The sequence below is a fragment of the Amycolatopsis arida genome (assembly GCF_900115565.1).
Taxonomy (GTDB): domain Bacteria; phylum Actinomycetota; class Actinomycetes; order Mycobacteriales; family Pseudonocardiaceae; genus Yuhushiella; species Yuhushiella arida.
This window is the reverse complement of sequence record NZ_FOWW01000001.1, coordinates 58042-69545: the sequence shown is the minus strand read 5'-3', so window position 1 is coordinate 69545 and position 11504 is coordinate 58042. Positions and strand designations below refer to the sequence as shown.

Genomic DNA, 11504 nt, shown 5'->3' with positions numbered 1-11504 from the left:
TGTGATGTCACAGGGCGCGCACGTCTGGACGCTGGACTGGCTGACGCTGCATCCGGACGGCAACGTCCGCGACGACGCCGGAGTGCAGTGGATCCTCACGAAGGAGAACGGGTTCTGGGGATCGCCGGGCACGAATGCGGCGTTGTCCTCCCGGCTGGCACGCCACGGCGTCTACCGCTCACCCGGCTGGAAGAAGCAGCGCACCATCACCCTGACCGGCCGCGCCTACGCTCACGACCACACGGCGCTGCGGCAGGCCGAGGCCACCGTGCTGGGTCTGCTGGCGGACCCCACCCAGCCGGGGGCGCTGACCTGCTACTCCGAGATCGGCGCGCTGACCTGCGACGTGCACTTGGACGACGAGATTCTGTGCACGCCAGTCGAGGTGGCCAGCGAACCCGGCTTCGAGTTCAGCCTCCAGCTCGTCGCGCCGGACCCGGCCAAGTACTCGATCGAGCGGCAGGAGATGTCCACCGGGCTCGCGCGCGACGCGGGGGACGGGCTCGACTTCACGCGGGTCGTCCAGCCGGACAGCAACCAGGGGCTCTACTTCGGTGTCGGCGCCGACGACGATGGCCTGACCTTCGGCACCTCGAACGCGTCGGGGTTCATGCGGCTGACCAACCGGGGTACCGCGCCGAGCATCCCGATCTACATCCTGCACGGGCCGCTGACCACCCCCACCATCACCGCGGGGACCGCGACCCTGCGCTACAACGGCGCGCTCGCCCCGGGAGAGTACGTCGTCATCGACCCCGCGGCACCCTCGGTGCTGCTCGGCGGTACCGCCGAGCGTCGCCACCTGCTCAACCCCGCCCAGTTCAGCGGGTTCGCCATCCCCCCGGCCAGCGCTCAGGGTGAACCCGGCGTGCTCACCGTCGGCCTCACGCACAACGGCCCGGTCCTCGACAGCGGCTACGTCACCGCGTCCTTCCGCGCGGCCTGGTTCTAACCCGCGGTCTTCCCTGCGTTGAAAGGAGGTTCGGTGTGGGCGTGTACTCCGACGAACCCGATCCACCGGTCTACTACCAAGCGGTGGACGCGGCCGACTGCGTGCGCTACACCGACGTCAGCCAGGCCAAGTGGTTCCGCGACCGCATCAACTTCGCCTTCGGCGGACAGCGGTCCACCAACGTCCGGATGGACGCCGACGGCACCACCATCCGCTGGTTCGGCTACTACGTCCTACGCCTGGGCGACTGGCTGTACCGAGGGAACACGCCGATCACCGACGAGGTGCTGCGCGCCTCCGGCCTGCGCCCGGTCACCACGAGCTGGCCCGAGGACAGCACGGTGCAGCAGTCGCGCGCGGGATCGGGGGCGTAGACGTGGTGTCCCTGGGCGCGTCGGCGACCTCGGCCTACGACCCGTGGGCGGTGCAGTCCCGGGTCGGGCTCACCGACGCCCGCCTCGCGCTGGACAGCGTGCTGATGCCCCGGCCGAACCTGAGCTACATCGACTACCGCAGCGGGGTCATGGCCTCCGGCGACACCGGCGGGCAGGGCGGCAGCTCGCACATGGCGATGCGCGTCCGGCCCGCCTCCTCCGGGCTCGCGGTCACCGTCGAGATGGGCAACGCCGTGATCAACACCCCCGGCATGGGCGCGTACATGTGCGCGCTCGACTCGCGCAAGACCCTGACCCTCGCACCGTCCAGCGCGACCACCAACCGCGTCGACCTCGTGATCGCCCGGGTGTACGACGACCTCAACCCCGTCATCGCGTCCGCCCCCGGCGAGCGGAAGTTCGTGGTGGAGGTCTGGCAGGGCGACCCCGCGACCGGCACCCCAGCCGTGCCCACCCCGACCCCCACCGACGGATGGACCCCACTGGCCGCCGTCACCGTGGCCAAGGGCGCCACCGCGATCACCACTGCCAACATCCGTGACCTACGCGGCCCCGGGCTCGTCGCCCGCGGCGGCATGCGCGCCCTCTACGGAGAGGACGCCCGGCCGACCTCGGAGGCGTTCCAGGAACCCGGCGCCTACCCCGGCGACCAGCGGTGGGTGCACAGCGCCGGCTTCCAGCACCAGGTCTACTACGGGGCCAACGCCGACGGCGACCGCTCCGGCTGGCGGGGCGTGTTCAACGCCGTCCGCTACACCGCGAACCCGCCGTCCAGCGGCTACATCTGGACCGCCGGATACGGCGCGACCCGCGAGCTGTGCCGGCTCACCGTGCGCTATCCCGGCACTCCCTACATGATCTACGCCAGCGCCCGCGGCTTCCTCACGCTGTCCCCGGGCAGCGCGGCCGACCTGCGCATCAACATCGGCAGCCACACCGGCCCGGACGTCAACTGGACGAGGTTCACCAACTACGGCACAAGCGGGGACAAGGACTGCGTCCCGAACGTCGCACCGATCATGTACGGCGTCTTCACCGGCGACGCCACCGTGGTGCTGAGCTGCGGCATGCGGGACAACGAGAGCATCCACAGCGGGTTCGGCTTTCGTGGCAACGACCAGACGATCTTGACGGTGGTGGCGTTCCCGTCAACCATCCAGCCGCCGGAGCTGTAGTGGACAGCTGGCGGGTTCTGGTCGCCGACACCATCAGCGGCTCCCTGCTCGCCGACATCACGCCTCGCGATCTGCCCAGCTTCACCCGCAAGATCACCGATCGGGGCCAGTGGACGGTCAACGTCGTGCCGGACGATCGAGCCAACGCCAGTCTCGACCTGCACTCACTCACCGACGTCGGCCGCAGCACCTGGGCCATCGTCTACGGCACGGTGGTGGTCCAGGCCGGGCCGACCTGGACCCACTCCTACGACGAGACCACCCGCACGCTGTCGGTGTCCGGCACCGGCATCCAAGGGCTGTTCGACCGACGCGTGCTGCGAGCACCAGTGCCCTACACCAGCATCGTCAACCCCTCAGAGGACGTGATCATCTCCGGCCGGTCCCTGCGCGGGATCGCGCGGGAGATCGTCGCGACGAACCTCGCGCAGAGCGGGTACGGCCTGCCGATCGACCTCCCGGCGCCGGAGACCGGAACGCACACCCGGACCTACCAGGGCTACGACCTCGCGATGGTCTGGGACCGCCTGGACGACCTGTCCAAGGTCATCAACGGCCCCGAGGTCGACTTCATGCCCTACCTGGTGCCCGGCCAGAACCGGCTGCGCTGGCACATGCTCACCGGATCACCGCTGCTCGGCGACCAGCAGACCGCAGCCGTGTGGGACTACGGCGGCGCGCTGTCGGCCATCGACCTCGATTCCAACGGCGCGGCCTCACCGTGCACCCGCGTGTGGGTCCGGGGCTCCGGCACCGAACGCGGCCTGCTGGTCGGGTATGCCACCGACCCCACGCTCATCGGCCTCGGGTTCCCCCCGACCGACTACGTGAACGGCGACCACACCTCGGTGACCGAGCAGAAGACCCTGGACGACTACGCCGTCGCCGCGCTCACCCAGTTCAGCGCACCCACCGAGACCTGGAGGTGCTCGATCCGCATCGACGGGGCCACCGCCGCAGGTGTCGAAGTTTCCCCCGCGCTCGGCGCCTGGTCCCTCGGCGACGCCCCGACCTTCGGAGTATCCGGCCACCCGTGGATTCCCGACGGGCAGTACCGGCGACGCATCCTCGGCTTCCGCGACAACGACGAGACCTCGGTCCAGCTCGACCTTGAGCCGACCCCGGCGGCGCTGTGATGCTCCGACCTCCGGGGTCCGGAACACCGGCCGACCAGCTGCGCGCCCTGCACAAGCGCATCGAGGAACTCTCCCGCACCAGGCCCGCTCCACCGACCTGCGTCGTCCGGCTGACCGCCGACGCGAACCTCCCCGCCGGGAAGGACACCTTCGCCCAACTCGGCTGGGCCGCGTCCTACGACCCCCTGGGCATGTTCACAGCCGGAGCGGCCGGCGTGCCCGCCTCCATCCACATCACGCGCCCCGGCTACTACCGGGTCCACTACCACTGCGCGGTCACCGGGCCGAGCGCAGTCGCCGGGGCCAAGGTCTCGCTCAGCAGCGCCAGCATCACCAACTCCATCGCCACCGACGCGCGGCCGATCAACCAGCAAGGCTCGGACGGCGCGGTGCTCGACGCTGTCCGCTCGCGGGTCTATCTCGACACGGGCCGGATCTACTGGTCGAACTGGTGCTCCAACGCCGCGACGCTGCGGGCCGTCATACACGGCGTCCCCACCGAGATCACCGTCCAGTACGACAGCGCCCAGTGACCAGCGGCAAGGAGCAGCATGACCACGCCCACCACGGCCGCACGCCTCGGCGACCGGCCTTACCCGCTGCGGTGACGCTGACGTGCTTCCCCGACCTCTGGTCACCGCGCTCACCATCCTGATCTCCGTGGCCTGGGCCGGCAACGTCGTCGTCGGCTTCCTCGCCCCGGACCGCCACGACCCCATGATCAACGCGATCTTCGCCATCGTCGTCGGCACCGTCTACGCCCTGGGACACCAACGATCGGCCAAGGTCCGAGAAGCCCGCCGCAAGCTGGCCGAGCTGATCGCCGGTGAGCACGGCGACGCCGACCCTGACGAGCAGGACAGCACCCATGCATGAGCTGTGGATCTACGCCGTCGAATCCGCCGGGTGGGCGCTGCTCGGGTTCATCGTCGGCTACCTGGTCGGCCGCGCCATGCGCGACGTCCACCACATGGCCACCGCAATCCCCACCGAGAACACTGACCCCGATCCTCGCCGCGGGCAGGACCGGTCACGGGTGCCACCCGGGCAGGTCGTCCTCGGCGTGGTGATCCTGCTCCTCGGCGGCCTGACGGTGACCCAGGGGATCATCAGCCACAGTGCCACCCGCCGCGTCGCTGACTGCCAAGCCACCTACAACAACAGCTTCGCCGACGCCCTGGACGCCCGGTCCAACGCCACGGCCGACGCTCAGGCCGCGCTCGACGAGCTGCTGAAGACGGTCAGCGGGCACCTCGGCCAGCCGCCCGTCCCGCTCGACCAGGTACGCGCCGCCATCGACCACTACCTGATCGAGCGCGCCCGGGCCAACGCCACGCGCGACCAGCACCCCTACCCGCCGCCCCCACGAGACCTGTGCCACTGACAGGAGGACCGAATGATCGAACCCGGATCACCCACCGACGAGCAGCCTGCCACCACAGCAGGCGAGCAGTCCCACGAGGACATCACCGTCTTCGTCGGCGACGAAGCCGACGCCCCGCAGGACACCGGACAACCCGACGACAAGGAAGGTGACGCCTGATTGGCGTGGCGCCTCGCCCAAGCACTCATCGACCTACGCAACGAGGTCAACACCCGGTGGCCACACCGGGACAAGCGCAGCGACGGCACGATCGGCGACGCGGCGCACGCCAGCCGCGCCAGCGACCACAACCCCTGGGTCAAGGACGCCGCCGGAGTCGGCGTGGTCCGAGCGCTCGACATCGACATCGACGGCATCGACGCCGCCTGGCTCGCCGAACACCTCCGCCAGCACGGCCAGCGCGGTGACCGACGGCTGACCAACGGCGGCTACGTCATCTTCAACCGCCGAATCACCAACCCCAACTTCTCCGGCTGGCACGCCTACACCGGCCGCAACCCCCACACCAGCCACGTCCACGTGTCCTTCTCCCGCACCGCCTACGACGACCGCGGCTCCTGGGGCGTCCTCGGCGGAGGAGGGGAAGGACCGGCCCCCGCACCGTCGGGCCGCCCGACCCTACGCGCCGGCTCGACCGGACAGGCCGTCCGCGACCTCCAAGCGTTCCTGAACCGCGTCTACCCGGCCTACTCACGCCTGGCCGTCGACGGCATCTTCGGGCCGAATACCACCGCGGCGGTCAAAGAGTTCCAGCGCCGCTCCGGCCTCGCCGTCGATGGCATCGTCGGGCCACGGACCTGGGCCAAGCTCGGGTTCCGGTGAGGCTCATGGACGTACCCGACCGCCGACCTCGCCCGATCCGGGACACGATCCGCAGCGGCGGCGCCTGGAGAACCGCCATCGGTGCCCTCATCACGGCCGCCGTGTCGTTCGGCCTGCTCAACACCGAGCAGGCCACCCTGGTGGACAACATCGTCGCCACGCTCGCCACCCTGATCACGCTGGTGACCTCGCTCATCGCGCAGTTCCACATCCTCGGCCGCGCCGAGCCACAAGTCACCCCCGTGTCCGACCCACGCGACGACCACGGCGCTCCGCTCGTGCCCGCCCCGCCACCACCCGACCCCCCACCCGCCGGGTAAGTCGCCAGCACCAACGCAACATGGCCCCTGTCTGTCTCTTGAAGACAGACAGGGGCCATGTTTTTCTTTGCTCAGCAGGCGTCCCGGACCGGCCAGTCCTCATCATCTGCGTAGGTCGGGTAGTAGGGGACCTCTTCCCGCATCACCACCACGAGCACGCCTCGGCGCTGCAACAGCTGCGTCGAGTGCCGCGCGTGGGAGCGGGTTGGACCGAACATCTCAATGGCCGGCACACGCACCTCATCGCCGGGTCGGACCAGGGCCAACAGCTGGTCGAACCCGGGCGGCCGATCCGGCCCCTGCCACACGTCGGCGATCACCTCAGAGCAACCGAGGAAGCGCATCCACCAGGTCAACATCCGAGTAGTGCCAGCGACGGCCTGCGGACGCACTCGCACGTACCCGAACACGGTCATGTCAGCCCCACGGCGGCCGGGCCGGTCGGCAAGCCCTTCTTCCGAAGGTGCTCCTCGTAGGCGTGGTAGACCTCGTCGGCAACAACGCCGCGCTGACCGACCTTGTACCCGTTCTTGCGCCCCCACTCCTTCACCCGATCGCGGTACTCCTTCTTCGCCCGTTCGACCTGCCGGCTCCCGGACCGGTCGGACTTGTACCAGGACCTTCCGTTGCTCGGCGGCGACGACCGGCTCGACGCCGCAGACCTTGCACGCCGCTCGGGCTTGAACCTGCCGATCCGCGTCGCGACCTTCTGGTACGGCGCGATCGCCGCACGCAACTCCTCGGCGTGCTCCTCGCTGAGGTCGATCGACCACGCCTCCCCATCCAGCCCGAACACCACCGTCTCACTGGCCGGCTCACCGTCGAAGTCGTCGACCAACACGATCTTCTTCGCCATCAGCGCTCCCTCATCTCAGGCGGCGACATGGGTGGGCCGGCGCCGACGCTGCCCACGCTGCCGACGGGTCGACATGCGCTTCCCCATGTGCCTCTCGGCCAGGAACTGACGGATGTGCTCCCGCGCCACGGGGACCTGCGCAAGATAGCCCTCCACCTCGGGATAGAGGATTCGGCGAGCGCCGATCCGCGCCATCGTCCACGGCTCGCAGAGATCCACACCCGGCAGCCCACACCGAGCGCACACAAGCTCCTGCCGCCACACCTCGTCCGGCCGCCCCTCGTTCTCCACGAAGTAGGTACCGAGCGGGTGCGTGAGATCCCAGTTGTGATGGAACAGCCGGCACCGAAGGAACGCCTCCGGCGCGGACTCCAGGTACTCACGAACCTCCGGCGGTATCCCGGACGCGTCGGCCATGCGGACCATCCCTCTCCTGCACGTGCTCATCCTGTTGAAACGGATTTAACACCTTCGACCGCACCGTCGGCAACACCCCCACCTCGGAGAAGGCGCGTTTCGAGCCAGTTGGCCGAGTCGAACAGCGGACAGCAGTACGTCCTAGTAGCGGTGGTCTCGGTCGCCGATCATGTTCAGCCGGTCGGGGAGTGGCTACCCTGGTGGAGGGCCTCTTCGCGGAGGGAACGCCCCCGGCTGATCACCGGGGGCACGCGAAGAGGTCGACTCCGCGACGAGGGTGGTGTTGCACGTGAGCATTGACGAGGCACACATCGGCAGGCGGGTCCGCGAGATCCGGGCATGGCGCGAGATGAGCCTGGCCGAGGTCGCCGGGCTAGCAGGCATTACGGCGGCCTACCTCAGCATGATTGAGCGAGGACAGCGCTCAGTGACGAAGAAGCAGACGGTTCACGCCTTGGCGGACGCTCTCCGGGTCGCACCCAGCGAGCTGCTCGCCGACCCAGTGCCCCACGCGGACCCCGTCACCAGCGACGCTCATGGCCACATCGAGCACATCGGCATCGTGCTCGCCCACAACCGCCTCGGAGCGCCATACCGAGAGCATGCCCGGCCGTGGCCTGAGATCCAGGCGGATCTCGACACGCTCCTTCGTGATCTGGTCCCGGCGTGTGACTACGTTGCTCAAGCGGCAATGCTGCCTGACCTTATCGAGGACCTGTACGCCGCGCACGCTATGGACTCCGGGCATAGGCGCGAGGCTTTGATCGGGCTGATGTACGTCCTACAGCACGGCGCCGCGTTGTTGAAGAACCTGGGCGCCCATGGGATGCCATACCTCGCGGCCATGCACATGCGGTATGTGGCGGAGGAGCTGGGCGAACCCGCGTGGATTGGTGCGGCGGACTGGCGCGTTGGCCAGTCCTCGGCGGGAGACCGACAGCGCATGCTCACTGTGTCATTGCGCGCGGCTGATGCCCTGTCAGGTCAGACCGCCCCCGAGGCACGTCAGGTGTACGGCATGTTGCACCTGAATGCAGCGCTGGCCTCCGCCACGCTCGGTAAGCCTGATGACGCGCTGGCGCACCTGGCGGAAGCGAACGAGATGGTGGCCGCGACCGCTGGTTTCGACGGCGACTTTGTCGACATGCACTTCGGGGAGACGAACTGGGGAATCTGGCGCGTCGCGGTTGGCGTCGAGCTGGGCGAGGGACCGAAGCTCACCGAGCATGCGCGGTCGGTGGACGTGTCCGCGATTCCGGCAGCCGAGCGACGCGGCATGTTCTACGGCGACCTCGCACGCGGCTTGGCCCAGGACCGATCCCGGAGGGACGACGCGATCGAAATGCTGCGCCGAGCGGAGGACGAAGCACCTCAGAGGATCCGCAGCAACCCGTACGTCCGTGAGACCGTAGCGGATCTTCTCCGACAGGCGCGTCGGGAAGCAGGTAGTCGCGAACTGCGCGGGTTGGCCTGGCGACTGGGGCTTGCGCCAGCCGGGTGATTCCGACCTTCTACTTAACAACTAGTTAATAACCACCCCCACGGCCGCCCTTAGCGTCACTTCTCAGTTACGGGAGGTGATGGAAAGTGGGCGCACGGATAAACCTGCCGAGACCGGCAGGCCAGGGGCCGGTAGCCCCGGTGACGGCTGACCCCGCCTGGTTGGCACAGCGGGACCAGGTGCTGGCGGAGCTCTCACGATCGACGTTGTGGACCTACGGCGAGTCGGCCACAGTCGCCGCCGAGGCGCGCCGGTGGGGTGAACACCGGTGACGGCGCCGATCTTCGATGGAGCTGCGTGGTGGGCTTCCCATCAGGGTGACGGACGAGGTGGCCGACCCCGCCCAGGGACGCGGGTTCGGTTGCGGCGAGGCACATGGGCCGGCACATGGGGTGCGGTAGGCCATTACGAAGGCCAGTGGGACAGCTCCACGTTCCCGGTGCAGTTGGAGGCCACGGGGCACACGGTGCTGTGCACCCGGGAAGACGTCGACACCGCGCCGGGTAGACGGGTGTGCACTGCTCGGCCGCATTCGCCCCAGTGCTCGCGGTGAGGCTGCCCGGATGGCCGCCGTTGACCCGGGAACGGCTCGGCGACCCACCCACGGTGGAGTGGTTGAGCATCGCCCCGACGGGCCGGGTAGAGGTGTGGACCAGCGACAACCTGCTGGGCTACGCGCCGGCGCACGACGTCTGGGTGCAGTGGCAGCTGATCTACGACGTGTACCTGCTGATCTGCCCTGCCGGGTACGGGCACATCCGAGACGTGCGCTCAGTCCATTCGCCCCACGGAACGGTGATGTCCCCGCGGCGGCGAGCCGACGACGACCGGACTTGGCCGCTGAACCGAGTCGCGACCGGCATGGCCGAATCGCTGGACGTGCCCTTGGCCGGCGAGCCGCTGTACGGCACCGTGGCCTGGCTCGGCGAACTGACCAAGCCCGACAGGTTGCACGTGAGCCTGGACAACCGACGCATCGAGCGGCTGGGCGCGCTCGCCGAATCCCTCCGGGCACTGTGATTGTCGGCCTCCAACACAGCGCGTGCTGTTACCCGGTCACTCCCTGGCCACCGTGGACATTCCCTCCAGAGTCCCCGTGCCAGCCGGGTCCCACGTTTTGCCAGTTAATCGCGAGGAGAACTGCTGTGACGCTGCCCACGTACATCCACATCTGTAGTTACGGCAGCAACCACCGCATTATGCCGGAAGCACATGCTGCGTTCGACGTGACTTGGTTACCGAACCCGTTCAAGCATCCGTCTCTTAAAGACTTGTCTGGATTAGACGGACCGGTTCAGCAGTACTTGCTCGACCATGAGGACACCGAAGCCTGGCTCCACGGGGTTCTCCTCACGCTGCGGCCGCACATCCGACGCTCTGAGCGACTTGACGGGCCGAGCGCTGTGTACGTAGCGGTCGGCTGCCGGGGTGGTCACGACCGCTCGGTGGGAATTGCGGAGATCCTTGCCGGCCGGCTCCGGCAGCAGAGCGAGTACCCAGTCTCCGTCTCCACCGCGCATCTGGACCTCCATCGGCGGGGAGGCCGGTGAGGTATGCCGACCGAGCTAGACGTGATCATACGCCGCCTCGGCCTGCGATTGGAGTTGACGCGCAGGATGCAGAAGCGATCCCGTCAGGAAGTTGCCGAGCACCTCGGCGTGAATAAGCAGACGCTGGGCAACTACGCGCACGGCAGGTCCTCGATGACGATCCCGCGGCTGATCGTGCTGTGCCGTCTACTGAAGCTGGAGCCCGGGCGGACGCTGCAGGAGGCGTGCATGGACCCGCCGCTACCCACCAAGGCGCGAATCCGGACAGTAAAAGATCCAACCGCCGACCACCTGATCGACCCATGCGGCGTGTGACCGTGCTCGGCCGTTGCTCGAACACGATCAGCCAACCTCTTGATCCCCCGGCCGGTGCGGGCGTCCATTTCCGCCAACCGGGCGGAGTGCCCCCCGAGGCCCCGCACCGGCCGGGTTCCACAACCACAAACGGAAGGAAGTCCGTGCTCAACGTGCTGGCCCGCGTCGGTCACACTGGCCTTATCCTCTACCCGGCCTTCATTGCCCTCTACATCGGCTTGGATCTCGCCGTCCACGGTGGTGTTCACCCGAAGATCACCACCGGTGTGTTCCAGATCGCCCTGTTCGTGGTCCTCGCTGTTGCGGTTGCTCACGTGTTCGCCCACCGGCGCGAGCGGTGCCGCTCGTGCCAGCTGGTTCCCCTGCCTGACCGACGTAAAGCGATCATCCGGCACGCTTCGGCGGTTCGTTGGTTCCACCGACGGTTCCTCGCCAACGCCGTCCTGGCAGTCGGCGTCGCTGTGTTCCTAGCGTCCTACTGGGTGTTTATCGAACTGGACCTGAACGGCCATGTCCACCGCTGGTTGAACATCGCCGGATTCGCCCTCACGTTCGGCAGCCTGCGGGTGGAACTCGTACACGAAACCCTTCGGCCCTGGTGCCCGCACTGCGCCGCCCAGCGTTCTGAAGCGGTGGTCGACGCCGAATCCAAACCTGCAGAGATTTAGTCCCCCATTCCCG

At 68.4% G+C, this 11504-nt stretch carries 18 protein-coding genes; 15 read left to right on the top strand and 3 right to left on the bottom strand.

What is annotated here, in order from left to right:
• The first annotated feature begins 4 nt into the window (after window positions 1-4).
• The 10 genes from BM051_RS00340 (at window position 5) to BM051_RS00300 (ending at window position 6184) form a co-directional block, all read left to right on the top strand.
• Window positions 5-952, top strand: coding sequence for a phage tail family protein (locus BM051_RS00340; protein ID WP_166677596.1), 948 nt, complete (start codon window positions 5-7; stop codon window positions 950-952).
• Window positions 953-987: 35 nt separating this feature from the next.
• Window positions 988-1326 carry a hypothetical protein gene (locus BM051_RS00335; RefSeq protein WP_092526143.1) on the top strand — a complete coding sequence of 113 codons (339 nt, stop codon included), beginning with the start codon at window positions 988-990 and terminating at the stop codon, window positions 1324-1326.
• A 2-nt stretch (window positions 1327-1328) separates the two neighbouring features.
• Window positions 1329-2522 carry a hypothetical protein gene (locus BM051_RS00330; RefSeq protein WP_092526140.1) on the top strand — a complete coding sequence of 398 codons (1194 nt, stop codon included), beginning with the start codon at window positions 1329-1331 and terminating at the stop codon, window positions 2520-2522.
• Complete coding sequence (locus BM051_RS00325; RefSeq protein ID WP_092526137.1) at window positions 2522-3658, top strand: hypothetical protein; 1137 nt, start codon at window positions 2522-2524, stop codon at window positions 3656-3658. Before BM051_RS00330 ends, BM051_RS00325 begins: the two co-directional genes overlap by 1 nt.
• On the top strand, window positions 3658-4191 hold the full coding sequence (locus BM051_RS00320) for a hypothetical protein (protein ID WP_092526133.1): 534 nt from the start codon (window positions 3658-3660) through the stop codon (window positions 4189-4191). Before BM051_RS00325 ends, BM051_RS00320 begins: the two co-directional genes overlap by 1 nt.
• Before the next feature lie 82 nt (window positions 4192-4273).
• The gene (locus tag BM051_RS00315; RefSeq protein ID WP_092526130.1) at window positions 4274-4534 is read left to right on the top strand and encodes a hypothetical protein; all 261 of its coding nucleotides are present in this window, start codon (window positions 4274-4276) and stop codon (window positions 4532-4534) included.
• The gene (locus BM051_RS00310) at window positions 4527-5042 is read left to right on the top strand and encodes a hypothetical protein (protein ID WP_092526127.1); all 516 of its coding nucleotides are present in this window, start codon (window positions 4527-4529) and stop codon (window positions 5040-5042) included. The genes BM051_RS00315 and BM051_RS00310 overlap by 8 nt, the downstream gene beginning before the upstream one ends.
• A 12-nt stretch (window positions 5043-5054) precedes the next feature.
• The gene (locus tag BM051_RS28840) at window positions 5055-5201 is read left to right on the top strand and encodes a hypothetical protein (RefSeq protein WP_166677595.1); all 147 of its coding nucleotides are present in this window, start codon (window positions 5055-5057) and stop codon (window positions 5199-5201) included.
• Complete coding sequence (locus BM051_RS00305) at window positions 5202-5864, top strand: peptidoglycan-binding domain-containing protein (protein WP_208325852.1); 663 nt, start codon at window positions 5202-5204, stop codon at window positions 5862-5864.
• A gap of 5 nt (window positions 5865-5869) precedes the next feature.
• Window positions 5870-6184, top strand: coding sequence for a hypothetical protein (locus tag BM051_RS00300; RefSeq protein WP_092526124.1), 315 nt, complete (start codon window positions 5870-5872; stop codon window positions 6182-6184).
• A gap of 71 nt (window positions 6185-6255) precedes the next feature.
• Here the strand turns inward: BM051_RS00300 and BM051_RS00295 are convergent, their stop codons facing one another.
• From BM051_RS00295 to BM051_RS00285, 3 genes are read right to left on the bottom strand one after another with little or no spacing between them, the layout of a single operon-like run.
• Window positions 6256-6543, bottom strand: coding sequence for a recombinase family protein (locus BM051_RS00295; protein ID WP_166677594.1), 288 nt, complete (start codon window positions 6541-6543; stop codon window positions 6256-6258).
• A gap of 53 nt (window positions 6544-6596) precedes the next feature.
• Window positions 6597-7040, bottom strand: coding sequence for a histone-like nucleoid-structuring protein Lsr2 (locus BM051_RS00290; protein ID WP_092526118.1), 444 nt, complete (start codon window positions 7038-7040; stop codon window positions 6597-6599).
• 15 nt (window positions 7041-7055) lie between these two features.
• Window positions 7056-7457, bottom strand: a complete 402-nt coding sequence (locus BM051_RS00285; protein WP_134045926.1) for a hypothetical protein — start codon at window positions 7455-7457, stop codon at window positions 7056-7058.
• Between the two features lie 289 nt (window positions 7458-7746).
• Between BM051_RS00285 and BM051_RS00280 the strand changes: the two genes are divergently transcribed.
• The 5 genes from BM051_RS00280 to BM051_RS00265 all read left to right on the top strand — a co-directional run bounded on the left by BM051_RS00280 (window position 7747) and on the right by BM051_RS00265 (window position 11491).
• Window positions 7747-8958, top strand: a complete 1212-nt coding sequence (locus BM051_RS00280; RefSeq protein WP_134045924.1) for a helix-turn-helix domain-containing protein — start codon at window positions 7747-7749, stop codon at window positions 8956-8958.
• Window positions 8959-9573: 615 nt separating this feature from the next.
• On the top strand, window positions 9574-9978 hold the full coding sequence (locus BM051_RS28835) for a hypothetical protein (RefSeq protein WP_177216870.1): 405 nt from the start codon (window positions 9574-9576) through the stop codon (window positions 9976-9978).
• A complete protein-coding gene (locus tag BM051_RS30565) occupies window positions 9975-10508 on the top strand; it encodes a RapZ C-terminal domain-containing protein (protein ID WP_424923241.1) in 534 nt (177 codons plus the stop codon). Before BM051_RS28835 ends, BM051_RS30565 begins: the two co-directional genes overlap by 4 nt.
• Window positions 10509-10511: 3 nt before the next feature.
• Window positions 10512-10823: a helix-turn-helix domain-containing protein gene (locus tag BM051_RS00270; RefSeq protein ID WP_092526109.1), complete on the top strand. Its 312-nt coding sequence runs from the start codon at window positions 10512-10514 to the stop codon at window positions 10821-10823.
• Window positions 10824-10966: 143 nt separating this feature from the next.
• Complete coding sequence (locus tag BM051_RS00265; RefSeq protein WP_092526107.1) at window positions 10967-11491, top strand: hypothetical protein; 525 nt, start codon at window positions 10967-10969, stop codon at window positions 11489-11491.
• The last annotated feature ends 13 nt before the right edge of the window (window positions 11492-11504 follow it).